This is a genomic window from Leifsonia poae (assembly GCF_050632865.1).
Classification (GTDB): Bacteria; Actinomycetota; Actinomycetes; order Actinomycetales; family Microbacteriaceae; genus Leifsonia; species Leifsonia poae_B.
Map to the genome: position 1 here is coordinate 1228584 of NZ_JBODSA010000001.1, position 25992 is coordinate 1254575.

At 71.0% G+C, this 25992-nt stretch carries 32 protein-coding genes; 17 read left to right on the plus strand and 15 right to left on the minus strand.

Annotated elements, in window-relative coordinates:
* Positions 1 to 3 precede the first annotated feature (3 nt).
* Complete coding sequence (locus ACRAWB_RS06175; protein WP_431352512.1) at positions 4 to 825, minus strand: MIP/aquaporin family protein; 822 nt, start codon at positions 823 to 825, stop codon at positions 4 to 6.
* 123 nt (positions 826 to 948) lie between these two features.
* On the opposite strand from ACRAWB_RS06175, the gene ACRAWB_RS06180 reads away from it, so the two are divergent.
* From ACRAWB_RS06180 to ACRAWB_RS06190, 3 genes are all read left to right on the plus strand, one after another.
* Positions 949 to 1302, plus strand: coding sequence for a VOC family protein (locus ACRAWB_RS06180; RefSeq protein WP_431352513.1), 354 nt, complete (start codon positions 949 to 951; stop codon positions 1300 to 1302).
* Positions 1299 to 1724: a MarR family winged helix-turn-helix transcriptional regulator gene (locus ACRAWB_RS06185; RefSeq protein ID WP_431352514.1), complete on the plus strand. Its 426-nt coding sequence runs from the start codon at positions 1299 to 1301 to the stop codon at positions 1722 to 1724. The genes ACRAWB_RS06180 and ACRAWB_RS06185 overlap by 4 nt, the downstream gene beginning before the upstream one ends.
* 104 nt (positions 1725 to 1828) lie before the next feature.
* On the plus strand, positions 1829 to 2053 hold the full coding sequence (locus tag ACRAWB_RS06190; protein WP_431352515.1) for a hypothetical protein: 225 nt from the start codon (positions 1829 to 1831) through the stop codon (positions 2051 to 2053).
* Positions 2054 to 2092: 39 nt separating this feature from the next.
* Here the strand turns inward: ACRAWB_RS06190 and ACRAWB_RS06195 are convergent, their stop codons facing one another.
* Entirely contained in the window at positions 2093 to 3385 is a 1293-nt protein-coding gene (locus ACRAWB_RS06195) for a wax ester/triacylglycerol synthase domain-containing protein (RefSeq protein WP_431352516.1), read from the minus strand.
* A gap of 164 nt (positions 3386 to 3549) precedes the next feature.
* On the opposite strand from ACRAWB_RS06195, the gene ACRAWB_RS06200 reads away from it, so the two are divergent.
* Positions 3550 to 3861, plus strand: a complete 312-nt coding sequence (locus ACRAWB_RS06200) for a DUF805 domain-containing protein (RefSeq protein WP_431352517.1) — start codon at positions 3550 to 3552, stop codon at positions 3859 to 3861.
* Between the two features lie 21 nt (positions 3862 to 3882).
* Here the strand turns inward: ACRAWB_RS06200 and ACRAWB_RS06205 are convergent, their stop codons facing one another.
* Positions 3883 to 6999 (minus strand): HAD-IA family hydrolase, encoded by a 3117-nt coding sequence (locus ACRAWB_RS06205; RefSeq protein WP_431352518.1) that lies wholly within the window; start codon positions 6997 to 6999, stop codon positions 3883 to 3885.
* 115 nt (positions 7000 to 7114) lie between these two features.
* Here ACRAWB_RS06205 and ACRAWB_RS06210 point away from each other — a divergent pair, with 115 nt between their 5' ends.
* The 4 genes from ACRAWB_RS06210 to ppsA all read left to right on the plus strand — a co-directional run bounded on the left by ACRAWB_RS06210 (position 7115) and on the right by ppsA (position 13348).
* Positions 7115 to 8335, plus strand: coding sequence for an HAD-IC family P-type ATPase (locus tag ACRAWB_RS06210; protein ID WP_431352519.1), 1221 nt, complete (start codon positions 7115 to 7117; stop codon positions 8333 to 8335).
* 241 nt (positions 8336 to 8576) lie between these two features.
* The gene (locus ACRAWB_RS06215) at positions 8577 to 9764 is read left to right on the plus strand and encodes an HAD-IC family P-type ATPase (RefSeq protein WP_431352720.1); all 1188 of its coding nucleotides are present in this window, start codon (positions 8577 to 8579) and stop codon (positions 9762 to 9764) included.
* An 18-nt stretch (positions 9765 to 9782) separates the two neighbouring features.
* A complete protein-coding gene (locus tag ACRAWB_RS06220) occupies positions 9783 to 10820 on the plus strand; it encodes a 1-phosphofructokinase family hexose kinase (RefSeq protein WP_431352520.1) in 1038 nt (345 codons plus the stop codon).
* Positions 10787 to 13348: a phosphoenolpyruvate synthase gene (gene ppsA, locus ACRAWB_RS06225; protein WP_431352521.1), complete on the plus strand. Its 2562-nt coding sequence runs from the start codon at positions 10787 to 10789 to the stop codon at positions 13346 to 13348. The genes ACRAWB_RS06220 and ppsA overlap by 34 nt, the downstream gene beginning before the upstream one ends.
* 90 nt (positions 13349 to 13438) lie before the next feature.
* Here the strand turns inward: ppsA and ACRAWB_RS06230 are convergent, their stop codons facing one another.
* From ACRAWB_RS06230 to ACRAWB_RS06240, 3 genes are read right to left on the minus strand one after another with little or no spacing between them, the layout of a single operon-like run.
* Positions 13439 to 13654, minus strand: coding sequence for a DUF1918 domain-containing protein (locus ACRAWB_RS06230; protein WP_431352522.1), 216 nt, complete (start codon positions 13652 to 13654; stop codon positions 13439 to 13441).
* Positions 13654 to 14259 carry a hypothetical protein gene (locus tag ACRAWB_RS06235; RefSeq protein WP_431352523.1) on the minus strand — a complete coding sequence of 202 codons (606 nt, stop codon included), beginning with the start codon at positions 14257 to 14259 and terminating at the stop codon, positions 13654 to 13656. The genes ACRAWB_RS06230 and ACRAWB_RS06235 overlap by 1 nt, the downstream gene beginning before the upstream one ends.
* A complete protein-coding gene (locus tag ACRAWB_RS06240) occupies positions 14181 to 14825 on the minus strand; it encodes a hypothetical protein (RefSeq protein ID WP_431352524.1) in 645 nt (214 codons plus the stop codon). The genes ACRAWB_RS06235 and ACRAWB_RS06240 overlap by 79 nt, the downstream gene beginning before the upstream one ends.
* A gap of 132 nt (positions 14826 to 14957) precedes the next feature.
* Between ACRAWB_RS06240 and ACRAWB_RS06245 the strand changes: the two genes are divergently transcribed.
* Complete coding sequence (locus tag ACRAWB_RS06245; protein WP_431352525.1) at positions 14958 to 15158, plus strand: hypothetical protein; 201 nt, start codon at positions 14958 to 14960, stop codon at positions 15156 to 15158.
* 3 nt (positions 15159 to 15161) lie between these two features.
* Here the strand turns inward: ACRAWB_RS06245 and ACRAWB_RS06250 are convergent, their stop codons facing one another.
* Positions 15162 to 15455, minus strand: a complete 294-nt coding sequence (locus ACRAWB_RS06250; RefSeq protein ID WP_431352526.1) for a DUF5652 family protein — start codon at positions 15453 to 15455, stop codon at positions 15162 to 15164.
* 101 nt (positions 15456 to 15556) lie between these two features.
* Here ACRAWB_RS06250 and ACRAWB_RS06255 point away from each other — a divergent pair, with 101 nt between their 5' ends.
* The 5 genes from ACRAWB_RS06255 to ACRAWB_RS06275 are packed head-to-tail and all read left to right on the plus strand — an operon-like array spanning position 15557 to position 18298.
* Positions 15557 to 16039 (plus strand): pyridoxamine 5'-phosphate oxidase family protein, encoded by a 483-nt coding sequence (locus tag ACRAWB_RS06255; RefSeq protein ID WP_431352527.1) that lies wholly within the window; start codon positions 15557 to 15559, stop codon positions 16037 to 16039.
* Positions 16036 to 16920 (plus strand): universal stress protein, encoded by an 885-nt coding sequence (locus ACRAWB_RS06260; RefSeq protein WP_431352528.1) that lies wholly within the window; start codon positions 16036 to 16038, stop codon positions 16918 to 16920. Before ACRAWB_RS06255 ends, ACRAWB_RS06260 begins: the two co-directional genes overlap by 4 nt.
* A 30-nt stretch (positions 16921 to 16950) precedes the next feature.
* Positions 16951 to 17445, plus strand: coding sequence for a universal stress protein (locus ACRAWB_RS06265; protein WP_431352529.1), 495 nt, complete (start codon positions 16951 to 16953; stop codon positions 17443 to 17445).
* Positions 17442 to 17687: a hypothetical protein gene (locus ACRAWB_RS06270; RefSeq protein WP_431352530.1), complete on the plus strand. Its 246-nt coding sequence runs from the start codon at positions 17442 to 17444 to the stop codon at positions 17685 to 17687. Before ACRAWB_RS06265 ends, ACRAWB_RS06270 begins: the two co-directional genes overlap by 4 nt.
* On the plus strand, positions 17687 to 18298 hold the full coding sequence (locus ACRAWB_RS06275) for a universal stress protein (RefSeq protein ID WP_431352531.1): 612 nt from the start codon (positions 17687 to 17689) through the stop codon (positions 18296 to 18298). The genes ACRAWB_RS06270 and ACRAWB_RS06275 overlap by 1 nt, the downstream gene beginning before the upstream one ends.
* On the opposite strand, the gene ACRAWB_RS06280 is transcribed toward ACRAWB_RS06275, so the two are convergent.
* The 7 genes from ACRAWB_RS06280 to ACRAWB_RS06310 form a co-directional block, all read right to left on the minus strand.
* Positions 18299 to 19018, minus strand: a complete 720-nt coding sequence (locus ACRAWB_RS06280) for a BON domain-containing protein (RefSeq protein WP_431352532.1) — start codon at positions 19016 to 19018, stop codon at positions 18299 to 18301.
* Positions 19019 to 19099: 81 nt separating this feature from the next.
* A complete protein-coding gene (locus ACRAWB_RS06285) occupies positions 19100 to 19744 on the minus strand; it encodes a response regulator (protein ID WP_431352533.1) in 645 nt (214 codons plus the stop codon).
* Positions 19741 to 20067 (minus strand): ATP-binding protein, encoded by a 327-nt coding sequence (locus ACRAWB_RS06290; RefSeq protein WP_431352534.1) that lies wholly within the window; start codon positions 20065 to 20067, stop codon positions 19741 to 19743. Before ACRAWB_RS06290 ends, ACRAWB_RS06285 begins: the two co-directional genes overlap by 4 nt.
* 58 nt (positions 20068 to 20125) lie before the next feature.
* Positions 20126 to 21151 carry a GAF domain-containing protein gene (locus ACRAWB_RS06295; protein WP_431352535.1) on the minus strand — a complete coding sequence of 342 codons (1026 nt, stop codon included), beginning with the start codon at positions 21149 to 21151 and terminating at the stop codon, positions 20126 to 20128.
* On the minus strand, positions 21148 to 21426 hold the full coding sequence (locus ACRAWB_RS06300) for a hypothetical protein (protein WP_431352536.1): 279 nt from the start codon (positions 21424 to 21426) through the stop codon (positions 21148 to 21150). Before ACRAWB_RS06300 ends, ACRAWB_RS06295 begins: the two co-directional genes overlap by 4 nt.
* Before the next feature lie 98 nt (positions 21427 to 21524).
* Positions 21525 to 22400 (minus strand): universal stress protein, encoded by an 876-nt coding sequence (locus ACRAWB_RS06305; protein ID WP_431352537.1) that lies wholly within the window; start codon positions 22398 to 22400, stop codon positions 21525 to 21527.
* 11 nt (positions 22401 to 22411) lie between these two features.
* The gene (locus tag ACRAWB_RS06310; protein WP_431352538.1) at positions 22412 to 23413 is read right to left on the minus strand and encodes a zinc-binding alcohol dehydrogenase family protein; all 1002 of its coding nucleotides are present in this window, start codon (positions 23411 to 23413) and stop codon (positions 22412 to 22414) included.
* A gap of 124 nt (positions 23414 to 23537) precedes the next feature.
* On the opposite strand from ACRAWB_RS06310, the gene ACRAWB_RS06315 reads away from it, so the two are divergent.
* From ACRAWB_RS06315 to ACRAWB_RS06325, 3 genes are read left to right on the plus strand one after another with little or no spacing between them, the layout of a single operon-like run.
* On the plus strand, positions 23538 to 24443 hold the full coding sequence (locus ACRAWB_RS06315; RefSeq protein WP_431352539.1) for a universal stress protein: 906 nt from the start codon (positions 23538 to 23540) through the stop codon (positions 24441 to 24443).
* Between the two features lie 27 nt (positions 24444 to 24470).
* Positions 24471 to 24848 (plus strand): pyridoxamine 5'-phosphate oxidase family protein, encoded by a 378-nt coding sequence (locus ACRAWB_RS06320; RefSeq protein WP_431352540.1) that lies wholly within the window; start codon positions 24471 to 24473, stop codon positions 24846 to 24848.
* Positions 24849 to 24867: 19 nt separating this feature from the next.
* On the plus strand, positions 24868 to 25356 hold the full coding sequence (locus ACRAWB_RS06325) for a universal stress protein (protein WP_431352541.1): 489 nt from the start codon (positions 24868 to 24870) through the stop codon (positions 25354 to 25356).
* Between the two features lie 35 nt (positions 25357 to 25391).
* On the opposite strand, the gene ACRAWB_RS06330 is transcribed toward ACRAWB_RS06325, so the two are convergent.
* Positions 25392 to 25943 carry a flavodoxin family protein gene (locus ACRAWB_RS06330; protein ID WP_431352542.1) on the minus strand — a complete coding sequence of 184 codons (552 nt, stop codon included), beginning with the start codon at positions 25941 to 25943 and terminating at the stop codon, positions 25392 to 25394.
* Between the last annotated feature and the right edge of the window lie 49 nt (positions 25944 to 25992).

Here is a 25992-nt window from a genome sequence, read left to right on the forward strand (position 1 = left end):
GGTTCAGGCCTGGTCCGGACGACCGGGCTCGGTCGCCAGGTCGCCCTGCGCCGCGGCGGAACCGCTGCGGCCGCCGCCGTAGCCCCGCAGCACGAACGCGAGCAGCACGGCGATGACGGCTCCCGTGAGCGGGCCGGCCACGTAGACCCAGTAGGACCGGAAGTCGAGCCCGACGAGGTCGGGCCCGAACGTGCGGGCGGGATTCATCGAGGTGCCCGAGATCGGGCTGCCCCAGAGCCCCGCCAGGGCGATGTATCCGCCGACGCCGACAGCGCCGACCACGCCCACGTTCTGCGCGCCGGACGCCGTGCCGAGGATGACGCTCACCAGCCCGAGTGTCAGCAGCGCCTCCATGAAGTAGGCCTGCCAGTCCGTGGCGTTCGACGCGGGGTAGTTGCTGCCGTAGCGAGCAGACACACCGATGATCCCGTGCAGGAGCCACGCCGCGAGCGCCGCGCCGCCCAGCTGGGCGATGATGTAGCCGGGTACGCGCCACCACGGGAAGTCGCCGCGCAGCGCGAAGGCGATCGACACCGCGGGATTGAGGTGGGCGCCGGACACCTTGCCCATGAACAGGATCACCCCCAGCACCATGAGCCCGGGCGCGACCACGGCGGCGGTCCGGCTGATCGCGCCGGGATACGCCTGGCTCATCATGCCTCCGCCGGCGGCGACGATGACGAGCAGGAACGTGCCGAAGACCTCGGACACCAGCCGCCGCCACTCCTGCCGCGGATTTCGGAAGTCGGCCATCGGCTCGACGACCTCCGCCTCGAACCACCGCTCGAAGCGGCCCTCGATCCCTGCTGCACGCGGTTCGCTCATCACTCCACCGATCCCGACCGCCCGGCCAGCGCCTGGCGAGCGGCATTGTAGGACTGGTTCGACGGGTTCGGGGAGACACGCAACGGTTTGACAGGGGCCTGTCGAGCTCGGCATGATGGCGCCATGTCATCTCGCGCGGTCCTCCATCGTGTCGTCATCTCGTCGAGTTCGCTCGTGACGACTCTGCCGGCCTATGTGCATGGGCTCGGGCTCGCCATCGAACGCACGGCGGAGGGGTTCGCGTGGCTGCGCACCGGCGATGGGGTCGAAATGATGTTCCACGAACGGCCGTCGTCCGCCTCCGATGCTGCCGTGGCGCTGACGTTCGCCGTCGACGGCCTCGACCGTCTGGTCGAGCGTTGGACTGCCGCCGGGGGAGCGGTCGTCGACCCACCCGCTGTGCAGCCGTGGGGCGAGCGGATGGCCGTGGTGCGCGACGCCGACGGCCACCTCGTCTGCCTCGTGGAGTCGGCATGAGCGGCGGCCGGGAGCTCACGGCCCTCGTCGACGAGGTCTTCCGGCTGGCCGACGCCTTCGCGGCGGCTGGGGACCGCCTGGTCGCGGGGGAGAGCCTGACCTCGGCCCGCTGGCTGACGCTCGGCGCGGTCGCCCACGGACCACTGAGCGTCGCCGGGATCGCCCGCCGCCGCGGCATGCGCCGCCAGTCCGCCGCCGAGAGCGTCGGAGCCCTGGAACGCGCCGGCCTCGTGAGGCGTGAGCCGGATCCGGATGACGCACGAGCACCGCTGGTGCACCTCACGGCGGAGGGACGCGCGACGCTCGAACGCATTCGCCCCGTGAGGCAGGCGTGGGCGGACGAGACCGCCCGGGTCAGCACGCCGGACGAGCTGGCGCAGACGACCGACGTTCTGCGGCGGCTCCGGAACGCGCTCGACTGAGGCGGTTCCGCTGTCTGTCGCCCGGCAAGCGCCGCGATCTACTTTTGGCCACGGGCGGTCGCTTGACCGCGTCGACGCATGACGTGAGCCGGAGAGTGCGAGAAATGAACGCGAAGTCCAAGAAGAGCCTGGAGCACGAGTGGAAGAACCTCGAGCACGAATGGCGGCGCGCGCACAAGCGCGCGCATCATCACCACGGCCATGAGAGCCACAGCCACACGGGAGAGCACGTGGCGGCGGTGACCGCGATCGGGGTGCTCGGGGTAGCGCTGATCGCAGCGATTTCCCGGCTGCAGCGCGAGCGGGCGGATGCCGCGGCGGAGGTATAGGGCTCCCACTCCTCGGAGTGATTCGCTGAGGGAAGGATCTCAACGCTCGGACTCCTGCGGTGCTGCGGCGATCCTGTCCAAGGCGGTCGCCATGCTCTCGGCGACGACCCGCGCAGTCGGAAGGTGATCCGCCTCCGTCTGGATGCTCACCCGGAAACGCCCCGCGTAGGAGACGCCCAGGGCACCGACGCGAACGTTGCCTGAGAGCAGAGCGAGCGGCCACGCGGCCACCAGCTCCGACCCCGCCAGGCGCAGGGTGCGGCTCGGTCCCGTCAACTCGGACGCGATCGCGCCGACCGCCCGCTGCCTCTGCGCGAATCGCATGAGCAACCGGGCAGCACGAGGGCTGCGCATCGGGTGGAACGTTCCCGCGGCGCGTGCTCGCACCTTCTCGGAACGGGTCACGGCAGCGACTCGGGCGACACGACCGCTGATGTCGTCCTCGGAGCCCACCGGGGCCACCGGCACCGGGATCAGCATCACTCCGGTGGCGTTCCCTTCGCCCTGCTGCCGTGTGATCCGGACCGGACACGAGACCGGAACGGTGACTGGCGGTTCTTCGCCCGCCGCGATCAGCAGGGCTCCGAGCCCGCGTCCGAATGCGGCGAGGAACGCGTCACCTACCGTGCCGCCGAGCAGCCGGGCTCCGTCGTGCAGCCTCTGCAGGTCGACATCGACGAACGCGACGTCGCGGGTCGGCCCGAGCGGACCGAGGAGGACTCGGGAGTCGACGGAGCGGCGGAAGACGGCGAGGGTCTGCGCGGCGATGTCCGCCGCTCGGTGGACGAGCGGCCGCCGCCGTGGCGGGGCGGCCTGATGCGGTGGTCCCGCGGTCACGGCGCCGGGCCCAGCCGTCCGCATCGGGTCCGCGATCGCCGCGATCAATTCTTCGGCGCCCATTCCGTCGGCCACGGCGTGGTGCAGCCGGAAGAGCAAGCCGCAGCGGTCATCCTCTGCGTGCGGAACGAGGAGCATTTCCCAGAGCGGGCGGCCGGAGGCGAGCGGCTGCACGATGACGCGGGCGCACGTCTCCTCGAAGGCGGAGTCCGGTGGGATGAGGCGGATGTGGTGCGAGAGATCCGGCGCGACCTCCCGCCAGCTCCACGCGCCGTCGACGTTCTCGGGAGCCCGGTTCAGCGCGGGCACCGACCGGATGCGCGGAGCGAGCGCGTCGCGGAGCGCGGCCACGTCCGGCTCGCCCCGGGAATCGACGAAGCCGCCCGGTGCGAGGAGGCCGGCGAGGGTGATGACGTTGGGTTGGCCGCTTTCGAGCGCAAGGTTCGCCGCGTCCACGTCCGCCATCGGTGTCGAACCGCTGACCGCACGGGGCATGACATCCTCACCTTCACTGTTTCCGGGGCGCCCTGCGGTTCCGCCATCGCAGACCTCCCGTCGACAGCCGGAGGCTAGCACCGCCTCGACACCGCGGACAGGTCGATCGGCCCTACCGGAGCCGGAGCGGGCGGAGTGGTCTGGTGGCCTCGACAGGGAAGGGGATGGCACTCCAGGTCACGTTCCTCGTCTCCGCGCCGCCCGGCGGCCGGATCGACGGGGAGGGCGGATTCGACGCGGGACCACTCGTGGCGCTCCCGACGATGATCGCGCTCGCCTGGGCGTTCGGTACCCTCGTTCCCGGGCTTGCCCTGGTCTGGCGGCGGCTGCACGACGCCGACCTCTCGGGTGCTTTCTTCCTGCTGGTCCTCGTTCCGCTCGTGGGCGGGCTCACCGTGCTGGTCCTGACGCTGCTACCGCCGAACGCCCGCGGCGCTCGTTTCGACCGGCGTCCACCGGGCGCGCCCGGTCCATGACGACCCGAACCGGGGAGTGCCTTACAACCGGAAGGTCCGCGACTGGCCGGTGCGGAGGACCGCCTGGCGGCCCTCGACCATCAACCGGATCGGCTCGGCCGCGCCGGGTGCGGACTCGATGCGCACCGTGCGCGGGGTGATCGCCACCTGAAGGCGATGGGCGCGGTACATGACCGTGAACCGCAGGGAGCGGAGCTCGCCCGGGAGGAGCGGATGGAACCACAGCATGCCGGCACGCGCCTCCAGGCCGGCGTAGCAGCGCACCAGGAGGTCCACCGAACCGGCCATCGCGGCGACATGGATGCCGTGCTGCGTCGTGCCGCCCTGGATGTCGGCCAGGTCGCTCCGCAGGCAGCGCTCGAGGAACCGCCAGGACGTCCCGCGATCGACCCGCGCCTCCAGCCAGGAGTGGACGACGTTCGACAGCGTCGAGCCGTAGCTCGAGTCGCGCGAGTAGCGCGCCACGGTCCGCACGACGGCATCGCGATCGAGGCGGTAGCCGAGGTGCGCCAGGAGGTCACGCAACTCCTCCGCCGAGAGCAGGTAGAGCAGCATCAGGCAGTCCGGCTGCTTGGAGACCTGATAGCGGTTCGTCGTGTCGCCCCGCGCGTTCAGCACGAGGTCCAGGCGCCCCGCGGTCGGGTAGCGCGACCGGAACGCGTCCAGGTCGATCGGCTCCAGATCGTCGTAGCCGTCGAACTGCGAGAGAGTGCCGTCGGCGTTGAAGACGATGCGCAGGCGTGATGCGATGTGGGCCCATCGGTCGAGCTCGTCGGGGGTAACCCCCAGGGCGTCCCGGGCGGTGGGGTCCGGGCGGGCGGACACCAGACGGACGGCGTCGACCGCGTGGAGCAGGCACCAGGCGGTCATGACGTTCGTGTACACGTTGTCGGTGAGTCCGGTCCCCGGCGCGTCGACGGGTCCGTCGTGGAACTCGTCAGGTCCCATCACTCCTGAGATCCGGTACCGCGACGACGGAGCGTCCCATTCGGCGAGCGAGGCGAAGTACCGGGCCACGCCGACGATGAGCTCGGAGCCCTGCTCCGCCAGGTAGTCCGCGTCGCCGGTGGTCTCGTAGAACTGCCACGCGCTGTAGGCGACCGCGAGGCCGACATGGCGCTGCAGCGCCGAGTGGTCCGGCATCCAGCGTCCCGTCAGGGGGTTCAGCAGCCGGTCCGGTGTGACGTCCTCGCCCGAGGTCGCGCTGCGCCACGGGAATCGTGCACCGGCGTGGCCCGACGCGACGGCCGCGTACCGGGCCTCGGGGAGGCGCCGCGCCCGGTAGGCCAGGAGCGCCCGTGTCAGGTCGGGCCGACGCAGGGTCAGCAGTGGATGGACGAACAGCTCGTCCCAGAAGACGTGGCCGCCGTAGGCCTCACCGTGCAGGCCGCGTGCCGGCACGCCCGCGTCGCGGTCGTCGTCCGCGCCGCAGAGCGTCTGAAGGACGTGGAAGGTGTTGACATTCACCTCCAGGCTGTGGCGCCCGCCCGGACGGATCTCGACGGCGAACAGGCTCCAGAGCGCCTCCCACTCCTCGGCGTGAGCCGCCAAGGCGGAAGAGAAGGACGGGGTCCGCGAGACGCGGGCCGCCGCGGCGGTCGCGGGCGCGTCGCTCGCGCGGTCGCGGGACGTCGCTATGGCGACGGTCTTCTCGATGACCAGCGGTTCGCCCGGGACGATGTCCACCTCGAAGTCGTGGAAGGCGAGTCCCGCGTCGCGACCGAATCGACCGGCGGGGGTCACGTCGACCTCGTTGCGGAACAGTCGGGTGCGCTCCGCCAGAGCGAACACGACCCCGGTCGACGCCGTCTGTGCGGCCACGACGGTGGAGTCCGCGGAGAGGGGCCGATGTTCATGGACGCGCAGGTGCCGGCGGCGTGCCGGTCCTGGGATGTCGGGCGAGGTGTTCACCACACCGGCGTCGATGCCGCTGCGGATGGTCGCGCGGCCGGACCAGTTGTGGGCGACGACGGTCAGTCGCTGCGCGCCCGTGCGGCAGTCGGCGAGGGAGAGGAAGCGTTGGAATCGGAGCGTGGTGACGCGACCGTCAGCGTCGGAGATCGTGACGGTGCGTCGGAACACCCCCTGGCGGACGTCGAGCTCCTGCCGCACGTCGGACCGCCCGGTCCCGGGGCGGAGCCAGTCTGCGCCGGCCGGCCGGACGAGGAGAGGCAGCCAGTTCGGCAGGTTGACGATCTCCTCGGTATGGACAGCGCTGTCCTCGACGTCGTCGTAGACCCCTGCTAAGTAGGTTCCGGGACGGTGGCCGGGCCCGCTCACGGCCTCCTCGGTGCATCCGCGCGTGCCCCAGAAGCCGTTGGCCACCGTGCAGAGGGTCTCCCGGGTGGTCTCAGCCGCGGTATCGGAGCCGTCGAAGCGCAGCACCCACTCGTCGATGACACCGACGGACGCGAGGCCTCCCGTCGCGGTGACCCGCACGACGTCCAGCCCTGTGACCACCGCGTCCGCACCGGCCCGACGGAGTGCGGCGGTACGCGACGGTCCGCTGCCGATGCCCAGCGCGAAGCCGAACCCGGCGGCAGCTGCTGCGAGGAGACCTGCCTCGGAGTCCTCGACCAGAACGGCGTCGCACGCGACGACGCCCAGACGCCGGCACGTCTCGCGGAAGAGCGCCGGGTCCGGCTTGGAGGGGAGGCCCAGTGCGGCGGCGTCCGTTCCGTCGACGCGTGCATCGAGGAGCGGACCGAGCCCGGTCTGCTCGATAATGCGCGCGGCGTTCTTGCTGGAGGTGGCCACTCCCACACGCACCCCCGTGCTGCGAAGCCGATGCAGCAGCGCGGACGCTCCCGGCAGAAGGGCGATGGCCCGTTCCTCCAGTGACGCCTCGAAAAGGGACTGCTTCCGGCGCGCGAGACGCCCGACGAGTTCGAACGTCAACTCTTCGGCCGGAACGCCGCGCGCTGCGAGCAGCGTGCGGATACCCTCCTCTCGGGATCTGCCGTCGACATACCGCCGGTAGTCGTCGGGAGTGAACGCGCCCGTGCCGGGGGACAGCCGGGGAAGTTCCTCGTCGAAGAGGCGGGCCCATGCTTCACGATGCCGGGATGCGGTATCGGTGAGCACGCCGTCCAGATCGAAGACGACCGCGGCGAACGTCCGGTGGAGCAGCGTGTGCATAGGCGCCTCCTCCGACAGCGGCACGCTAGCGCGCTCCATGTCCGGGGTGCGGGTCTTAAGCCCCTGCGCGGCGAGCGGAGGGGGCCGCACCCTGTGGGAGAGCGAAGGGGAGGGCGTGCAGGCCGACCGGATCACCCAGATGCCCGTGCCAGTGCTCCTGCGCGACCTGCGCACGAGCGAGGACGGCCTCGGCAGCCGCGAGGCCGCACGGCGGCTGATCGTCCACGGGGCGAACGCGCTGCCGAAAGGCAAGCAGACCGGCTGGGCGGGGCAGCTGGTGCGGCAGCTCACGCACCCGTTGGCGCTGCTGCTGTGGCTGGCCGCCGTACTGGCGTGGATCGCCGGCACGCCGATCCTCACCGGTGCGATCGTCGTGGTGGTCCTGCTCAACGCCGTCGTGGCATTCCTGCAGGAGCGTCAGGCGGAGCGTGCCGTCGAAGCGCTCGGACGCTACCTGCCGCAGCAGGCCAGGGCCCTCCGCGACGGCGCTGTGACGACCATCCCGGCGACCGAGCTGGTCCCGGGAGACGTGCTCCTGATCGCCGAGGGCGACCGGGTGTCGGCCGATTCCCGGATCATCGGCGGCAGCGTCCAGGTCGACCTGTCCGCCCTCACCGGCGAGTCGGCTCCGGTGACGCGGTCGGCCGGGATCCCCGACACCGCACAGCGCCTGATCGACGCCCCCGACGCCGTATTCTCGGGCGCCGCCTGCACCGGAGGTTCAGCTCGGGCGGTCGTGTTCGCGACCGGCGCCGCGACAGAACTCGGCCGGATCGCCGCGCTTTCCCACCGCGGCCGGCCGGCGACCAGTCCGCTCGAGCGGCAGGTCCGGACCTCCACCTGGCTGATCGCCGCAGTCGCCGTCGGCGTCGGTGCGCTCTTCCTCCCGTTGGGGCTCCTCGCGGGGCTCTCGCTGCCGGAGGCGGCGGTGTTCGCGGTCGGCCTGCTCGTGGCGAACGTGCCGGAGGGGCTGCTCCCGACCATCACCCTGGCCCTTGCGGTCGGGGTGCGTGCCCTGGCGCGGCTCGGCGCCATCGTCAAGCAGCTCTCGGCGGTCGAGACGCTCGGCTGCACGACCGTGATCTGCACGGACAAGACCGGGACGCTCACCCGCAATGTCATGGAGGTGGACCGGCTCTGGGCCTGGGGGCGGATCCGCCGGCCGCCGGATCCCTCGTCGAGCGGCGGTCGGCGGCCGTCATGGCGGACTGCACGGAGCTCGAGCGGACGACGGATCCCATGGAGGCCGCTCTCCGTGAGCGGGCCGGAGCGCTCGGGGTCGAGCCCGCTCCCCGGCTCGCCACGTTCTCCTTCGACGCGGAGCGCAAACGGATGAGCGTCGTCACCCGGCGACCCGACAGCCTGGTCGTCGAGGTCAAGGGAGCACCGGAGACCGTGCTCCCGCTCTGCGACACCGTTCTCTCCCTCGAGGGTCCGGAGCCGCTGACGGACGTCGGGCGCGCGGAGGTGGAACGAGCCGTCGACGGCCTCGCCGGTCGTGGCCTGCGCGTGATCGCCCTCGGCGACCGGGAGGTCGGCGCGGTTCCGCCCGACGCCGAGTCGGCGGAGACCGGCCTCTGCCTGACCGGGCTCGTCGCACTCCTCGACCCCCGCGACCCGGAGTCGCCGAGGCGGTCGCCGCCTGCCACAGCGCGGGCATCACGATCCATGTCGTCACCGGTGACAACGGGCGCACGGCCGCGGAGATCGCCCGGGAAGTCGGCATCGGCGCCGATCGCGTCATCCCGGGGCCGGAGGCGGATGCGCTCCCCGAACCGCAGCTCGACGCTCTGCTGGAGGAGCCGGGAGAGATCGTGTTCTCGCGGAGCACCCCCGAAGGCAAGCTCCGCATCGCGGAGGCCCTCCAGCAGCTGGGTCACGTCGTCGCGATGACCGGTGACGGGGTGAACGACGCGCCGGCCCTCCACCGCGCCGACATCGGTGTGGCGATGGGCAGATCGGGAACGGACGTGGCCCGCGAGGCCGCCACCATGATCCTGACCGACGACGACTTCGCCACCATCGTCGCCGCGGTGCGCGAGGGCCGCCGCGTCTACGACAACATCCGCAAATTCGTCCTCTACATCTTCGTGCACGCCGTGCCGGAGATCGTGCCGTTCCTTCTGTTCGCGCTGTCCGGCGGACTCATCCCGCTGCCTCTGACGGTGCTGCAGATCCTCGCCATCGATCTGGGCACCGAGATCCTCCCGGCACTCGCGCTCGGCCGCGAGCGCGCGGAGCCGGACATCATGACCAGACGTCCGCGCCCGCGGACGGAGCACCTGATCAGCCGTCGGCTGCTCCTGCGGGCGTGGGCGGTCATGGGGACGATCTCGGCGTGCCTCGCGCTCGCCATGTTCTTCGTGGTTCTCCGCGTCGGCGGCTGGTATCCGGGTGCTCCCGTCGGCCCGGGGACGCCTCTTCACGGGGTCTACGTGCAAGCGACGACGGCGACCTTCGCCACGATCGTCGCCTGCCAGGTCGGCACGGCGTTCGCTGCCCGGACCGAGCGGTCATCCCTCCGCAGCATCGGCGTGCTGACCAATCGCCCGCTGCTGGGCGCGATCGCAGCGGAGCTGCTGTTCGTCGTCGGCCTGTGCACCATCCCATCCCTTCAACTGGTCTTCGGCACCGCCCCGCTCCCGCCCTGGGTCGTCGTGCTGATGATCCCGTGCCCGCTGATCGTCTGGGGCGCGGACGAGCTGCTGCGCTGGACCGAACGGCGACGAGGCCGCGCGACGAAAGTCCTGGCGTCCCCGGGCTGAGAGGTCGATGCTCCCGACATGGAGGTCGAATCGAGCGCGCGGCAGGCGCTGGTGATCACCCTGACGGTGAATCCAGCGCTCGACATCAGTGCGATGGCTCCCGAGGTGATTCCGGATCACAAGCTGTGCTGCACCGGAAGCCGGCTCGACCCCGGTGGCGGCGGCATCAACGTGGCCCGGGTGGTGCGGAGGCTCGGCGGCCGCGCGGTCGCGGTCTACACGGCGGGCGGCACCATCGGCGAGACCTGCCGACGGCTGGTCGAGCAGGAGCACGTGCCCTCCGTGGTCGTCCCGGTGCGGGGGAGCACCCGAGCCAGCTTCAGCGTCGGCGACGCCGACAGCGGCTCGCAGTACCGATTCGTCCTCGAGGGGCCGGAGCTGGGGGAGGCCGAGTGGAGCGAGCTGCTCGACGATGCCGTGCAGCTCGCGGCTCCTGGCGACATCCTGGTGGCCAGCGGAAGCCTGGCGCCCGGGGTGCCGACCGACTTCTACGCGCGGGCGGCCCGTCGCGCCCGGGAGAACGACGTCCTCTGCGTCGTGGATGGGACCGGACCGGCCCTGGCGGAGGCGCTGGCCGAAGGCGTCCTCCTCGCGACCCCCAGCCGTCGGGAGCTCGGGGCGCACCTGGGACGCGATCTCCCGGACGTCACGGCGGCTGCGGCCGCGGCCCTCACCCTCGTCGACGCCGGCTGTGCCCGCTACGTGGCGGTGACGCTCGGCCCCGCAGGAGCGGTCCTGGCCGGTCCGGACGGCGCTCGATTCGTCGCGCCCCCGCCGGTGCGCGCACGGGGGACGGTCGGGGCCGGCGACGCGTTCGTCGCCGGGCTGGTGCATCGGCTGGCGTCCGGACGGCCGGCGGAGCAGGCGCTGGTCGCGGGCGTGGCCGCGGGGACGGCGGCCGTCCTCGCGCCGGGGACGGGGCTCGGCACCGTGGCGGAGTTCGAGCGGCTGGAGGCTGCGATCCTCCGCGAGGGGGCCCAAAGACCCTGCGGATGCCGGCGGCCCGTTCGTAGCCTGAGCCCATGGACGAAGACGTCGTGTGGTTCGAGCGGGTAGGCATGGCCGACATCCCTCGAGTCGGAGGCAAGAACGCATCGCTGGGAGAGATGATCCGCTCGCTCGCTGAGGAGGGCATACGGGTCCCCGACGGTTTCGCGACGACGGCCGCAGCCTTCCGGGCCTACGTCTCGGAGAACGGCATCGAGCCCGCGCTGCGGGAGCGGCTCCGTCTCTTCCGTTCGGGCGAGGTCGGACTGCGCGAGACCGGCGAGGCTCTTCGCGCCCTCTTCCTGGGCGGCTCCTTTCCGGCTCGCACAGCCGACGCCATCGCGCAGGCCTACCGTGCACTGGGCGAGCGGACCGCGGAGGCGGCCCCGGCCGTCGCCGTCCGCAGCAGTGCGACGGCGGAGGATCTGCCAGAGGCCAGTTTCGCCGGCGCCCAGGAGAGCTTTCTCAACGTGGTCGGCGAACGCGCACTCCTGGACGCCTGCCGCCGCTGCTACGCCTCGCTGTTCACCGACCGGGCGATCAGTTACCGGGAGGCGAAGGGCTTCGACCACCTCGCGGTCGCCCTGTCGGTCGGCGTGCAGCGCATGGTGCGGTCGGATCTGGGCGGCTCCGGCGTCATGTTCTCCATCGACACCGAGACCGGGTTCCCACGGGTCGCGGTGATCAGCGCTGCGTGGGGACTCGGCGAGCTCGTGGTCCAGGGGGCCGTCGACCCCGACCGTTACGTGGTCTTCACGCCATTGCTCGAGCAGCCGGGTGCGTCTCCCATAATCGAGCGGACGCTCGGCGCGAAGGATCGCACCATGGTCTACGGAGGCGGCGGGACGCGGCGTACCAGGATCGTGGAGACCCCGGCGCGGCGGCGGCGCGCCTTCGTGCTGGCTGACGAGGAGATCCTCCAACTCGCCCGCTGGGCCGTCGCGGTCGCACGGCATTACGGAAGACCCATGGACATGGAGTGGGCGCGCGACGGCGAATCCGGGCCGCTGTATCTGGTGCAGGCGCGCCCGGAAACGGTGCAGTCGGCACGGAGCGACCTGGCGTTCACCGAATATCGGCTCCTGGAGAGCTCGGAGCCGCTGCTGACGGGAACGGCGATCGGCGACGGTATCGCCTCGGGCGACGTGTGCGTCATCCGCGATCCCGCCGACATCGCCCGTTTCCCAGACGGCGCGGTGCTGGTCGCCGAGATGACGGACCCGGACTGGGTCTCCATCATGACGCGCGCGTCCGGCATCGTCACCGACCACGGGGGCTCGACGAGCCACGCGGCCATCGTCGGCCGCGAGCTCGGTGTTCCTGCGGTGGTCGGCGCGTCATCCGCGACGGAGACCCTCAGGGACGGGCAGCGCGTGACGGTCTCGTGCGCCGAAGGAGACGTCGGCACGGTCTACCGCGGCGATCTGCGATTCGAGCGGATCGAGGTCGACGTGAGCGATCTCCCTACGACCCGGACACGGGTGATGGTCAACGTCGCCAGCCCGGCGACGGCGTTCCGCTGGTGGCGGCTTCCGGCCGCCGGGGTGGGTCTGGCCCGGATGGAGTTCATCATCAGCGAGCTGATCGGCATCCACCCCATGGCACTCGTGCATCCGGAGCGCGTCCCGGCTGAGACCCGCCGGCGGATAGGGGAGGCGACGGCTCGCTTCGCGTATCCGTCCGAGTTCTTCGTGGAGACGCTCGCGCGAGGGCTCGCGAAGCTGGCGGCGCCCTACCACCCGCACGACGTCATCGTCCGATTCAGCGACTTCAAGGCCAACGAGTATGCGCACCTCGTCGGAGGTGCGGCGTTCGAGACCCCCGAGGAGAACCCCATGCTCGGTTTCCGGGGCGCCTCACGCTATTACGACCCGGCGTACCGCGAGGCGTTCGCATTGGAATGCCAGGCGATCAAGCGGGTGCGGGAGTCGATCGGCTTCCGGAACATCCTGGTCATGGTCCCGTTCTGCCGTACGCCGGGCGAGGCGGACCACGTGCTCGCCGAGCTCGCCGCCAACGGCTTGGCGCGCGGCGAGAACGGTCTGCGGGTGTACATGATGTGCGAGATCCCGTCGAACGTCATCCGGGCGGCCGAGTTCGCCGCCCGGTTCGACGGATTCTCCATCGGCTCCAACGACCTCACGCAGCTCGTGCTCGGGGTCGATCGGGACTCCGACCGGCTGACAACTCTCTTCGACGAGCGCGACCCGGCCGTCGAGTGGATGATCGCCCGCGCCATCGGCGAATGCCACGCCGCCGGGATCCCCATCGGCATCTGCGGGCAGGGCCCGAGCGACCACCCGGATTTCGCACGCTTCCTCGTCGAGAACGGGATCGACTCCCTCTCGCTGAACCCCGACAGCTTCGTCCACGCCGTCACCGGTGTCGCGGAGGTGGAGCAGCGGGCGATGCACTCCGTGCGCACCTTCGTGTACGACGCGCGCGGACAAGGGGCGCGTCATGACCGAGACCGAACTGGCGCCAGGGGCGACCCCGCGGAAGGGCACCTTGATCCATCTGGTCCACTGGGTCCACTACGACACAGGGGATTGGTCGCCGCAGACCCTGGCCGGGCGCTTCGTGGCCGTCCGCGATGATTGCTGGGTGATCGAGCGGGCGGGCGCGGAGGTTCTTGTACCCCGCGATCAGTGGGCACGGTTCGCCGACTGACGCCGGTGCCGGACCGGTCAGCCGCGGGATGAGTCGGGGTCGCGGCTGCCCCGTCGTTCGGTGTGCGCATCCGGCCCGGGGAACATGATCGTGGTGCTCTCGTCGTCCTCCCACTTGACCACGTAGGGCGGTTCGCCGTCCTGGCCGTGCACTTCCAGGATCAATCCGACGCGGGCCGGTTCGTCGACGTGCCGTGATGCGATGACAAGGAACTCTCCGACAGATGCGCGCATCAGTGCTCTCCTTCCGGGAGGGACGGCGCAGCCGCCGTCGAGTGCGTCTCCTGCGGCGCCGTCGTCGCAGGAGCGGGTGCGAGCCCAGAGGCGGTGGCGGCCGTTCCGACGGCAGGCGGCACGATCGTCCACGGCCGCTCGCGGCGGAACGCGAGCAGTTCTGCGCCGAGGCCGAACAGCACCATGGCGACCCAGACCAGGATGTTGAGCCAGGGGATCTGCAGCCCGATGATCAGGATGACGCCGCCGACGAAGGTGGTGAGCACCGGATGGTGCCGCCCGGGCATGACGAGTCGCCCGAGGTAATGGGCGCTGAAGACGAACGTGGCCAGCGTCAGGACGATCCAGATCAGCGTGGCCGCCAGGGCGAGGGGCGCACCGATGATGGTGACGAGGAGGAACAGCAGCGCGAACGGGACGACGATCGCCGCCACCAATCCGACGAGCAGCGCACGCCACGGTGAGGGGAAGAGCTCGTCCGTCACCCGGTGCAACCAGCGGGGGACGAGCAGAGCGGCCGCAACGGTCACGAGGCTGAGGGCGACGAGGGCGTACAGCGCGCCCAGCAGCCAGCCGGCGACGACCGCCCAGGGGGAGATCTCCACCGTGGCGCTGCCTGGGGTCGGGTGTGCTCGACGGTGCCTGCGACCGCGTCAGGCCGGATGCTCGCCGTATTGTCGCTGGAGTAGGTGAGATCGCCCCCGATGGTGCCGTCGACCGTCAATTGCGAGACGCTAGCGACCACATCCCGTCCGACCTGGCCGGCGATGTTGATCGAGCCGCCTGCCGCGACGAGGTCCCGCCCGAGGGCGCCCTGCCGATCGACCAGCAGGGTGGATGCGAAGATCGTGCCGCTGCGCGTGACCTTGCCGGTGATGGTGACGGCCTGCCCGGCGAGCCGGACGTTCCCGTCGACGGAGCCGCTGACCGTCACCGTCTGAGCCGCGGCGATGACGTCGCCGCGGACATCGCCGCTGATCGTGACGCTCTGACCGGCGGCGTAGACGTCGCCGTCGACGGGTCCGGAGACGTCGACGGCGACGCCGCTGTAGAAATGGGGTCCGTGCGCATCTGTCGCGGACGGCAGCTGCGCCGCTCCCGCACAGAGGACGACGAGGCAGATAGCGCCGACAGCGGCGAGGTATCGGCGGGTTCGCGACCGGCTGTTCATGGTTCCTCCTCCGGGGAACGATGCGCTCAGCATCTGTCTGAACGCTATTCCGGAGGCTGACGGCATCCGGGGCCGAAAGTCCTGTCGCCTCGCTCGCGCGCCCGCGATGATCGTCCGCAATGGAGGTGCGCGATGTCTCGTGAGAGGAACACCCGGATCGTGGAGACGGCCGGCCCGTGGGGCTTCGTCTTCCTGCTGGCGTACATCGGTGCGGCGATCTACTTCGTGTCGATCTCGGACGGCTCCTTCTGGGGCGTCGTGCTCGGGCTGCTCGAGGCGATCGTGTGGCCGGTCTACGTCACCTACCATGTGCTGGTGCTGCTGGGAGCGTGACGGCTACGTCTCCTGCGCGTGGCCGCGCTGCGGGGGCTCGCCGGTCTCGGCCAGGATCACGCGTTCGACCAACGCCTCATCCCCATGTCGGCGGTCGACGCCGAACAGATAGATCGCGTCCAGCACGCCGAGCGTGTTGGCGACCAGGAGGGTCACGAACCACGGCTTGCTCCCGTTGCGGGCCGCGCGCCAGAGGGAGGCGCCCTTCCAGGCGAGGCTCCAGGCGATCGCCGCCCCCAGAAGGGCCTTGCCGCCAGGGCCGGGCATCGGAGGGGACTGATGGGTCTTGCTGTTCATGTGTCGACTCAAGCCCGCCAGGGGGAGCGGCGGAAGGGCCCAAAGTCCTGGCCGGCCCGCGCACGAGGGGGCAGGGTCGGAGGAGCTGAAGGGAGCGGCCGATGCCACGAGAGATGACGAGCGACGAGATCGAAGACCTCCTGGAGCAGCAGATGGTGGGCCGGCTCGGGATGATCGACGGTTCCGTACCCTACGTGGTGCCGATCAGTTACGCCTATCGCGAGGGCGACGTGTACGCCCACAGTGCGCAGGGCCGTAAACTGTCGGCCCTGCGAGCGCGCCCGGAGGTGTGCTTCGAGGTGGACGCGGTCGACGCACTCGACCGCTGGCGGAGCGTCATCGCGTGGGGGACATACGAGCAGCTGCTCGGCGGCGCGGCACGCGAAGGGCTCGACATCTTGCTGGAACGGTTCCGACCTGCCACGGGCGCGACTGGCACGGAGCACCCGGGTGCTGAGCTCGGAATGGCCCGCGTCGTCGACATCCCGCGCATGAACACGGCGACTCTGGGTCGGCCGGACAGTGCTGCAGCGGTCTTCCGCATCCGGTTGAACATCTTCACCGGACGCGCGGAGGAGCTATGAGCGACGGCACGACGGTGGTCGGTTTCGACGGCACCGCATCCTCGTGGCGGGCCCTGGACTGGGCGCTCGCCCGGGTTCGGCAGCGCGGCGGCGCCCTGGACGTCGTCACAGCCCTGGACACGCGCCTCAGCGGCGCCGTGTTCGGTCCGCACCTCGACCTGTCGGAGACCGTGGAGGCGCAGTTGCGACAGGCGCGCGGGCACGTGCGGGCGCTGACACCCGACATCGCGGCCGCGTTCCACTGGGTGGACGGATCCCCGGCGGCCGCGCTGGTGCGGGAATCCGACGCCGCGTCCCTCCTCGTCGTCGGCACTGACCGCCGGATCGACGGGGGCGGGCCCCACATCGGGTCGTTGCCGCTCCGTGTCGCTGCGAAGGCGCGGTGCACGGTCGCCGTGATACCGGCCGCGCCGGAACCGGAGCGCAATACGGTGGTGGTCGGGATCGACCGCTCCAGCTTCGCGCGCTCGGCTCTGGCGCTCGCCGTGACCGAGGCGAGCTGGCTCGGCGGGACGGTGGAGGCGATCCACGCCTGGGACGTCCCCGTGATGTTCCAGGCGGCTCTCGACGCGGGGGCGGAGCCCGACCCCGAGCACGTGCGACGCGAAGAGCAGGTCGTCGCCGACGCGATCGCCGACGTCCCGATCGCTCGGGAGGCGCGCATCGAGCCGCGGGTGGTGCGTCAGAACCCGGCGGCCGCCCTCGTGTCGGCGGGCGCCGGCGCCGCGCTCCTGATCGTCGGAACCCGCGGGCGGGGCAGGGTGGCCGCCGCGATGCTCGGCTCGGTGAGCCACGACGTGTTGCTGAACCTGCCGTGCCCCGTGCTCGTGACGCCGCGCGAGTACGCCTTCTCCGTGCCCGAGCTCGACGACGAGATCTGATCGCGTTCAGCCCTTGGAAGGAGCCCGGAGATGCACCAGTCGAAGATTGTGTCGCCGCCCATCGTGTGCGGAGTCGACGGTTCGGACGAGTCCCGGAACGCGCTGCGCGAAGCGGCGCGGCTCGCAGAGGCGCTGGACGCGCGCCTCGAGATCGTCATGGCCTGGGAGCATTCGACCTCCATGTACGACGCGTACTTCCCCGAGCCCGGGCGCTCACCGAAGGTCGTGGCCTACGGGGTGCTGCAGGAGCTCGCGCGGGAGCAGTTCGGCGAAGCGCTCCCCGAATGGGTCACCGTGCGGGCCGAGCCGGGGCATGCCGGCGCTGTACTGGTCGCGGCGGCCGAGGGTGCAGCGATGCTCGTCGTCGGCTGCCGGGGCCGCAGTGGCCTGGCGTCGCCGTTCCTCGGGTCGGTCAGTCTCTACTGCACCACGCAGGCGCCGTGCCCGGTGCTGGTGGTCCGACCTGCATCGAACGGCAACACGGCTGCGCACACGACGCGGCAGGACGAGAGGGGCCGGGTATGAGCGAGCGCACGATCGTCGGCTGGGAGGGTTCGCTGGAGGCCGATGTGGCGATGGAGTGGGCGGTCGAGCGGGCCGAACGGACCGGCGACGGAATCCTCCTCGTCGACATCGAGGACACCGATCGACCGGTGCCCGGAGCGGTGGTCACGCCGGAGATGGTGGCCGACGGCACCGCGACGCGGACAGGGAGGCGGAGCGGATCTCCGACCAGCATCCGGGGCTCCGCGTCTACACGCACGTGATGGCGGGAGGTCGGCTCGACGAGCTGCGCAGCTTCTCGCGCCCGGACAATCTGGTGGTCGTCGGCACCGGTCGGCGAACAGGACTCCGGACTCGATACCACTGGTCCCTCGGCGCGCGGCTCGCGGGGTGCGTCCACGGCGCGCTCGCAGTCGTACCATCCTTGCCGGAGGGCGACCGCACCATGGTCGTCGTCGGGATCGACGGTTCGGAGGTGTCGATGAAGGCGGCGCGCTTCGCCGCTCGGGAAGCGCGAAGGCTCGAGCAAGGATTACTCGTCGTGCACTCCTGGCTCGATCCGATGATCGCGGTCTCCGACATCCGTGTAGAGTCGCCCCTCCTCGGCGAGTTGGAGGCGGAGCACGCGCGCATGCTGGACGCGTTCGTCCACAGCCTGCGCAGCAGCAATCCGGACCTCATCATCTCCTCGCACCTCACACAGGAACAGGCGACCGACGCGCTCGCCCAGGAGGCACGCAGCGCCTCACTGCTGGTGCTCGGCACACAGCAGACCCGCGGCGTGGACCGCTTTCTGCTCGGGTCGGTCAGCCACGCCATGATCCTGCGCATCGAGGTGCCGACCATCGTGGTCGCACCGGAGTGCCTGGTCTGATCACGCGCGCTCGCCGGAATCGACCAGCAGCAGATCGTGGACGGCGGTGACGTGCGGTGACGCCCATGCCGTCCGTACGGCTTGGCTTCGCTCCACCCACGAGCCGACACGGCCCGTCAGAGTGACGGCGCTGCCCTCCACCGAGACATGGATGCGCGCCGCGTCGAGGACCGCGCTCCGCACGATGGCGTTCCGGATCTGCTCCTGCACGTCCTCGGCCTGCGGGCGCCCGGTCAGCTCGATCCGGCTCTCGACCTCGTGCACTCCGTACACTCGTTCCACCGCCTTCTTCGCTGCGACGCGCTGCCAGTCCCAGTCGACGCTTCCGGAGAGGACCACCGCGTGGTCGTGCACTTCGGCCCGAATGCCCTGGTGCGGGACGCCGCTGGTCCACGCGAGGATGGCGTCCACTGCTGCAGCCAGTTTGTGGCCGCCGGGCTCGCCGTCACCGCGGGGGAGTCGAAGCTCGTCTGCGACCGTTCGCACGCCCGCGACCCGCCGTGCGGCGGAGATCGCCGCGATCCGCTCCCGCAGTGAGCCGACGTCCCCGGTGAGGACGACGACGCCTTCCTTGACCCCGACACCGATCTCGGGACTGTGGACGTCGGGAGTCCAGGCGAGCTCCGCCTGGACGGCCTGCCGGATCGCGAGGTCGTCTACGGTCCTCGCGTGGTCGGGGCGCGGATCGGGGGTGCCGGTCATCGTGCTGGTGCTGTCCATGGCACAACGTTCGCGCATCGGTGACCACACCGTGAGAGTCGAAGGTCCCACCCGCAGAGGGAGGACTTTCAGGCCGGCTGATCAGCCGCGGCCGCGGTGCTCCAGTTGGAGCACCGCGGCCTGGGTCCGCCGCTCCAGGCCCAGCTTCGCCAGCAACGAGCTGACGTAGTTCTTGACGGTCTTCTCGGCGAGGCCCAGGCGCTCCCCGATCTGCCGGTTGGTGAGCCCGTCCGCGATCAGTGCGAGGACCTGCCGCTCCCGGAGGCCCAGCGAGGCGAACCGGGGATCGTCGGCCGGCTCGCGGAGCTGCGACGACACCCGCGCGGCCATGCGGGGGTCGATCAGCCGACGCCCGCGGGACGCCGCGCGGATGTCATCCAGGAGCGAGCTCCCGCGGATGTCCTTGATGACGTACCCGTCCGCGCCCGCGATGACCGCCGAGCGCAGCGCGTCCTCATCGTCGTACGCGGTGAGCATGAGACAGCGGACAGCCGGCTCCTCCTGCTTGATCCGTCTGCACACCTCGATTCCGCTGCCGTCCGGAAGGCGCACGTCGAGGACGGCGACGTCGGGCCTCACGGCGAGGATGCGTGAACGTGCTTGAGCGGCGGTCGCCGCCTCCCCGACGACTTCGAGGTCGTCTTGGGCATCGATGAAGGCGGCGAGACCGCGGCGCACGATCTCGTGGTCGTCGGCGAGGAAGACGCGGATGGCCGAGCTCGTCATGCGTCCGTCCGTTCCTCTGCGATCGGGATCCGCAACCACAGCCGGGTCCCGTCGGCACCCGACTCCACCCTGAGCGTCCCTCCGCGGGAACGCGCTCGCAGTTCCAGGTTCCCGAGGCCGCTCCGCCGGCTGGTCTCTCCGATCCCGTGGCCGTCGTCGACGACCGCCACGGTGATGTCGTCCGGCGAGGCCGAGACGGCGACGGAGGCGGTGGCGGCTTCCGCGTGCCGGACGACGTTGGTGAGGCCTTCGCGGACGAATGCAGCGATATCGTCGGCGACCGCGGGCTCCGTCACGATGTCGACCGGGCCGGCGAAGGACACCGTCGCCGGGTGGGGAGCGCTCCACCCACATCGTGGACGATGTCGAGCACCCGGTGCCTCAATCCCCCGCCACGTCGTGCTGGTGGGAGAGGGCGAAGATCGCCGTCCGGATCTCGGCGATCGCCTGATCGATGGCTGCGACTGCGCCGTCGATCCGGTCGCTGTGCGCTCCCGGGCCGATTGCCGACTCGACGGCTTGGAGCTGGATGCCCGCACCGAAGAGCTGCTGGATGACGTGGTCGTGCAGATCGCGCGCGATCCGTGCGCGGTCCTCCAGGAGCTGGGCCCGTTGCCGATCCGCACGTGCCGCCGCGAGTTCCATGACCAGCGACGCCTGACGAGCCAGGCCGGTGGTCCGCTCCAGCTCGAACGCGGTGAATCCCGCCGCTCCGGCTTCTCGCAATGCGAGTAAAGCTGCCGGCGTGCCGTCGTCCAGGGTGAAGGGCGCCACCAGCACGGGCCCGATCTGCCACCCGTCGTTCCATGCAGGGAGCGGGATGTCGTCCAGGCGGACCGGCTGGCCGCTCTCGAGCACCCCATGCAGCTGCTCGACCAGGTACGCGGCTTCATCCGCCGCTCCATCGCTCGCCGCAGCGAGCACGCGTATCTCGGCGGACCCGGCTGCGGCGCCCGCCACGAAGACGGCCCGGGCGTCGACCAGTGCCGCCACCCGGCTGACGAGTTCGCTGAGCGCGTCGGCGCCGTCGGCTGCCAGCACGGCCGCGGTCATCTCGGCGAGGGTACCCGTCCAGCGCTGCCGTGTCACCGTTTCCGCGTACAGTCGCGCGTTGTCGATCGCGAAGCCGGCGGTCGCGGCGAGCGCCTTGACCAGTTGCTCGTCCTCGTCGCTGAAGCCGCCGGATTCCGGATCCGTGAGGTAGAGGTTGCCGTACACGGTGTCCCGCACCGTGATCGGAACGCCGAGGAACGCCGTCATGGGCGGGTGACCGGCCGGGAAGCCCGCAGCGCGCGGGTCGTCGGCGATGCAGTCGATCCGGATCGGGCGCGGGTCGTCGATGAGCGCGCCGAGCAGGCCGTGCCCTTCCGGGAGGTGGCCGATCCCCGCGACGTCCTCGTGCGTCATGCCGACGTGGATGAACTGCTCCAGGCCACCCCCTCGGCGATCACTCCCAAGGCGCCGTAGCGGGCGCCGACCAGGTCGACCGCGGACTCGACGATGGTGCGGAGGACGGTGGGCAATTCGAGATGCGAGACGACCGCACGGTTCGCGCGCACCAACGCGCGCAGCCGCCCCTGCGTCTGCATCACCCGGCTGGCCTGTTCGACCAACTGGGCGAGCGCTTTGTCGAGTTCGGCCCGCGGGGCATCGGGGAAGGTGAGGGATTCATCGCCCGGCATCGCATGACCCCCTCTCGGACGCGCGAGGCGGCGGTATCGGTGACGTTGCTCAAGGGAAGTGTAGCTCTGGGCGCCTTTCGGGGCACCACGTTGTGCATTCACAGATCCGCGGAGGTCTCGGGCCCGACGACGACCGTCGGGGCGGCGAGGTCCAGGACCACACCGTGCGAGACGGAGCCGACCCAGGCTCGCCGCCATCCGGTCAGGCCGCGGCTTCCGACGACCAGCATGAAGGCGCGCTCCGCCTCCAGACGCAGTCCCTGGACCGGCCGGCGGCGCAGCAGGACCGGCTCGGCCTCGATTCCCGGCCGGGAAGCGCGCAGACGACGCAGCTGATCGTCCAGCAGTTCGCGGTGAGCCCGCTCATGACTGTCGACGAAGTCCTCGTCGGGGACGATCAACGGTTCGTCGGCCAGCGGCTCACGCCAGCAATGCACCACTTTCAGTGGTTGATCGAGCTGTTGTGCTTCGTCGGAGGCGAAGGCCAGGGCGATCTCGGCGGTGTCGGAGCCGTCGACGCCCACGGTGACCCCGCCGCGCGCTCCGGCGACCGTCTCCTCCTCCTGCGGCACGATGGCGACGGCGCCGACAGCGTTGGTCGCGAGCCGCGCGCCGAAGGACCACCCGTAGCGCAGGCGCGGACCGATCCGCGGCGATGAACCGACGACGATGAGTGTCCGCGGGCCGGCTTGACCCAACAGCACCTCCAGCGGGTCGCCGACGAGCAGCGCGCTGGCGCCGACGGTCCCCGGATACAGTTCGCCCAGGCCGCGCAGCGCGGCGTCGAAACGCTCCTCCTCCTGCACGGTCGCCCGCTCGAGGGCGCGCGGATCCCCCTCGAACAGACCACGGTCCACCACATCGAACACGTCGACGGGTGCGCCGCGCGGCCCGCGTGCGCGCCGGAGCGCCCAGCGCAGCGCGGACGCGGACGCGGGAGTGCCGTTCCAGCACACGACCGTTCGTTCCAGCATGCGGTTCCCCCTCAGGCGTCCACCCGCAGGACGAGCGATCCGCGTGCGCGTCCCCGGCGCAGGTCGTCGACGGCGTCCGGAAGCGCCTCGAAGGGTACCGGAGTGACCGTGGGGCGGAGCCCGAGCGTCCGGGCGACGGCGAGGAATCGCATGCCGTCGGCCCGGGTGTTGGCGGTGACGGTACGGAGGTCGCGCTCACGGAACAGGTCGTCCTCGTAGGAGAGAACCGGCACGTCGGACATCTCGATGCCGGCGAGCACGACGGTGCCGCCGCTTCGCGTGGCTCTGAGCGCGACCGGCACCAGTCCGCCCGCCGGCGCGAACACGATCGCGGCGTCGAGCGGCTCGGGCGGCGGTTGCGCCTCTTCTCCGACGAAAGCGGCCCCCAGCTCGCGGGCGAGCTCGCGATTCTGCTCGCCGCGGGTCAGCGCCACGAATCGGCCCCCGGCGGCACGGACGAGCTGCGCGGTGACGTGCGCACTCGATCCGAAGCCGTAGATCCCGAGCGTGCCACCGGGCGGAAGGTGTGCGCGGGTGAGCGCGCGGAAGCCGATGATCCCTGCGCACAACAGCGGCGCCAGGTCCAGCGCCGCCGTGTCGTCGGGCAGCGTGTAGACGTAGGCAGCGGGCGCGGTGAGGAAGTCGGCGAAGCCGCCGTCCGCATCCCACCCCGTGTATCGCGAGTGAGGGCACAGGTTCTCGGCGCCGGTCCGGCAGTAGTCGCATTGCCCACAGGTCGACCGCAGCCAGGCCACGCCCACCCGGGCGCCCACGGCCGGCTCCACGACGCACTCGCCCGCGGCGACGACCCGGCCGACCGCCTGATGCCCCGGCGTGACGACCGGCCGGTGGACGGGGATCTCATGGTCGATCACGTGCAGGTCGGTGCGGCAGAGCCCGCACACCTCGACGCGGACCAGGACCTCGTCGGCACCCGGCTCCGGAATCCCGATGCGATCGAGCCGCAGGCCGCCCGGCTCGCCGGTCGTACGCCACGCGCGCATCACGGTCATGGGCGACCTCCTCCGGGAAGCAGTCAATCGCCGGGATGGGGCCCGGAGCGGGTCCAAGGTCCCGCGGGACCTACGGCCCTCCCGCTTCTCGGAGAGGTCTTCGACACTGTGCGTGGAGGTCCCCATGCACATGCGCAGGTTCATCGTCGGCGTCGACGGATCGCTCCCCGCCCGTGCGGCCACCCGCTGGGCCATCGCTCACGCGCGGGAGCACGAAGCGGAGGTTCGGCTCGTGCTTGTCGCCGACGACGAGTGGGGAGTGGTCGGCACCGGCCTCATCGATGAGGTGGACGAGGACGCACGGCAGAGGCTGGATGGCGAGCTGCGGTTCGCGCGTGCGCTGGCGAGCGACCTCCCGATCTCGGGCGAACTGCGTTCGGGGAGCCCGATGGTGGTGCTCGCGTCGCTCAGCGATGCGGACGTCATGGTCGTCGTCGGAACCCATAAGACGGGATTCCACTACGGTCGGGCATTCGGGTCGCGGAGCCTGCAGTTGGCGAACCTGGCAGCGGGTCCGGTGGCCGTGGTTCCCGAGGCGGAGTCCCGCCTTCGACGTGGCGTGGTCGTCGGACTCGACGACACCGTTGCCGGCGGCGCAGCGCTCGACGTAGCGGCCGATCTGGCGTGCGACCATCACTGCGAGCTGATCATCGTGCGGTCCTCCCACGCGACCGAACCGTTCCGGACCGACCGCGACGACGAGGCGCAGGACTGGCAGCTCCGGCGCGACGATGTGGCGCGCGGGCTGCTGGCTACGGCGATAGAACGGGTCCGACGACGCCAGCGGGACATCAACGTCCGCGCCCGCGTCGTACGCCGGCCGCCCGGGATCGCTCTCAACGAGATCGCCCGATCGGCGGAGCTGCTGGTCATCGGCGACTCGCGTCGAGAGGCGCCCCAGCCCGGCGCCCTCGGTTCGGTCGCGTACGACGTGCTGCTGAATCTCTCATCGCCGACGATCATCGTCCACGCCCCGGCAGTCGTCGACGCCGGGGTCCGACAAGAAGGAGAACATCATGCCGTCGGATGAGCCCGTCCAGGAACTCGGCCGGGACGAGTGTCGCGAACTGCTGAAAGGCGCGGTTCTCGGGCGATTGGCGACCGCCGCCGGGGAGAGCCCGATATCTTCCCGGTCAACTTCTACTCGGACGGGGACAGCATCCTGATCCGGACCGCCCCGGGCACGAAGCTGCTGGAACTGACGGTGCACAGCGCCGTCGCGTTCGAGGTCGACGGGTTCAGCGACGAGGAGGCCTGGAGTGTCGTCGTCCACGGCCACGCCCGACAGCTGGACCATCAGGCGGAGATCGACGAGGCGGACCGGGCGCCGCTGCAACCCTGGATTCCGACGCTGAAGTACCGCTACGTGCACATCGACATCGAGAGCCTGAGCGGGCGCCGGTTCCTCCGGATGCCCGAACCCGACCGCTGGTGACCCGCGAAAGGAGTTCGTCATGTCCGCAGGTACCGCCTCCCCGAACGCGACCGGACCGGAAGAGGAGCGCATCCATCCGGGCGGCCGCATCGTGGTCGGAGTGGACGGCTCCGCGTCGTCGCGCTCCGGTCTGCGCAGAGGCGCCCGCATCGCGGAACGTCTCGGATGCACCCTGGTCGGTGTGACGGTCTGGGACTACCCGCAGTCGTGGCCCGGCTACGTCATGGACTGGTCGCCGGAGGCCGACGCGCAGGCGATCGCCCGGGACACCGCCGAAGACGTGTTCGGAGCGGAGGTGCCCGATTGGTACTCCACCGTCATCCGCACGGGGTCGGCCGCACGTCAGCTGATCGCGGAATCCGAGGGTGCGGAGATGCTGATCGTCGGCAGCCGCGGCCTGGGCGGGTTCACCGGCCTGCTCCTCGGGTCCGTGTCCCGCGCGTGCGCCGAGCACGCCGACTGCCCGGTTTTAGTGATCCACGACACCGAGGGCGCCGGGCGCCACTGAGGCATCCCGCGCCGTTCCGCGATGCGCGCGACCCGTCAGCGCAGCGCCGGCATCCGCAGTTCGCCGGCCAGGGTGCGCCCCCACTCGCGCGCCCGCTCGAGTTGACCGTCCTCCAGGACGCTGTCCTTGTCGACGAGGAAGCTCTGCTTCTGCACGAACCGGCGAGAGCCGAGCTTCCGCATCCGCTTGTCGATCACGGAGGCGGCGGACCCGGAGAACAGTTCCGTCATGTCCGCCCGCGTGTCGAACGCTGCGAACTGCGGCGGCACACGGCCGCAGGTCTCCAGCCACTCGCGCAGGCCGATCCCTTCCGCGTCCGGCTCGAGGGTCAAGTGACGGGCTTCATCGTCGGCCCATGCGCCCGCTTGCGTGCGGGTCGCGGGCCGGCTGAGGCCGTGGACGTGGGTGGGCGCGCCGACGATGAGCAGGTCGGCGTCGATGGCCTCCGGTGCGTCCTTGACCGGCAGCAGGGTGACCGATGCGACCGGACGCAGCCCTTCGGCGATGGCTTCGGCGACCTTTCTCGTGTTTCCGAACATGGACTCGTAGAGGATGGTCGCCCGTGCGACCGGTGCTGTCTCGTTCATGCCGATACCCTCGCCGGGCCGGGCGACGCCAGACAGGGCCGAAGGACCT

Coding starts and splice junctions, on each gene's coding strand:
- ACRAWB_RS06175 (WP_431352512.1), bottom strand. CDS start 825: ATGAGCGAACCGCGTGCAGCAGGGATCGAGGGCCGCTTCGAGCGGTGG.
- ACRAWB_RS06180 (WP_431352513.1), top strand. CDS start 949: ATGTCATCTCGCGCGGTCCTCCATCGTGTCGTCATCTCGTCGAGTTCG.
- ACRAWB_RS06185 (WP_431352514.1), top strand. CDS start 1,299: ATGAGCGGCGGCCGGGAGCTCACGGCCCTCGTCGACGAGGTCTTCCGG.
- ACRAWB_RS06190 (WP_431352515.1), top strand. CDS start 1,829: ATGAACGCGAAGTCCAAGAAGAGCCTGGAGCACGAGTGGAAGAACCTC.
- ACRAWB_RS06195 (WP_431352516.1), bottom strand. CDS start 3,385: ATGCCCCGTGCGGTCAGCGGTTCGACACCGATGGCGGACGTGGACGCG.
- ACRAWB_RS06200 (WP_431352517.1), top strand. CDS start 3,550: ATGGCACTCCAGGTCACGTTCCTCGTCTCCGCGCCGCCCGGCGGCCGG.
- ACRAWB_RS06205 (WP_431352518.1), bottom strand. CDS start 6,999: ATGCACACGCTGCTCCACCGGACGTTCGCCGCGGTCGTCTTCGATCTG.
- ACRAWB_RS06220 (WP_431352520.1), top strand. CDS start 9,783: ATGGAGGTCGAATCGAGCGCGCGGCAGGCGCTGGTGATCACCCTGACG.
- ppsA (WP_431352521.1), top strand. CDS start 10,787: ATGGACGAAGACGTCGTGTGGTTCGAGCGGGTAGGCATGGCCGACATC.
- ACRAWB_RS06230 (WP_431352522.1), bottom strand. CDS start 13,654: ATGCGCGCATCTGTCGGAGAGTTCCTTGTCATCGCATCACGGCACGTC.
- ACRAWB_RS06240 (WP_431352524.1), bottom strand. CDS start 14,825: ATGAACAGCCGGTCGCGAACCCGCCGATACCTCGCCGCTGTCGGCGCT.
- ACRAWB_RS06245 (WP_431352525.1), top strand. CDS start 14,958: ATGTCTCGTGAGAGGAACACCCGGATCGTGGAGACGGCCGGCCCGTGG.
- ACRAWB_RS06250 (WP_431352526.1), bottom strand. CDS start 15,455: ATGAACAGCAAGACCCATCAGTCCCCTCCGATGCCCGGCCCTGGCGGC.
- ACRAWB_RS06255 (WP_431352527.1), top strand. CDS start 15,557: ATGCCACGAGAGATGACGAGCGACGAGATCGAAGACCTCCTGGAGCAG.
- ACRAWB_RS06260 (WP_431352528.1), top strand. CDS start 16,036: ATGAGCGACGGCACGACGGTGGTCGGTTTCGACGGCACCGCATCCTCG.
- ACRAWB_RS06265 (WP_431352529.1), top strand. CDS start 16,951: ATGCACCAGTCGAAGATTGTGTCGCCGCCCATCGTGTGCGGAGTCGAC.
- ACRAWB_RS06270 (WP_431352530.1), top strand. CDS start 17,442: ATGAGCGAGCGCACGATCGTCGGCTGGGAGGGTTCGCTGGAGGCCGAT.
- ACRAWB_RS06275 (WP_431352531.1), top strand. CDS start 17,687: ATGGCGGGAGGTCGGCTCGACGAGCTGCGCAGCTTCTCGCGCCCGGAC.
- ACRAWB_RS06280 (WP_431352532.1), bottom strand. CDS start 19,018: ATGGACAGCACCAGCACGATGACCGGCACCCCCGATCCGCGCCCCGAC.
- ACRAWB_RS06285 (WP_431352533.1), bottom strand. CDS start 19,744: ATGACGAGCTCGGCCATCCGCGTCTTCCTCGCCGACGACCACGAGATC.
- ACRAWB_RS06295 (WP_431352535.1), bottom strand. CDS start 21,151: ATGACGCACGAGGACGTCGCGGGGATCGGCCACCTCCCGGAAGGGCAC.
- ACRAWB_RS06300 (WP_431352536.1), bottom strand. CDS start 21,426: ATGCCGGGCGATGAATCCCTCACCTTCCCCGATGCCCCGCGGGCCGAA.
- ACRAWB_RS06305 (WP_431352537.1), bottom strand. CDS start 22,400: ATGCTGGAACGAACGGTCGTGTGCTGGAACGGCACTCCCGCGTCCGCG.
- ACRAWB_RS06310 (WP_431352538.1), bottom strand. CDS start 23,413: ATGACCGTGATGCGCGCGTGGCGTACGACCGGCGAGCCGGGCGGCCTG.
- ACRAWB_RS06315 (WP_431352539.1), top strand. CDS start 23,538: ATGCACATGCGCAGGTTCATCGTCGGCGTCGACGGATCGCTCCCCGCC.
- ACRAWB_RS06325 (WP_431352541.1), top strand. CDS start 24,868: ATGTCCGCAGGTACCGCCTCCCCGAACGCGACCGGACCGGAAGAGGAG.
- ACRAWB_RS06330 (WP_431352542.1), bottom strand. CDS start 25,943: ATGAACGAGACAGCACCGGTCGCACGGGCGACCATCCTCTACGAGTCC.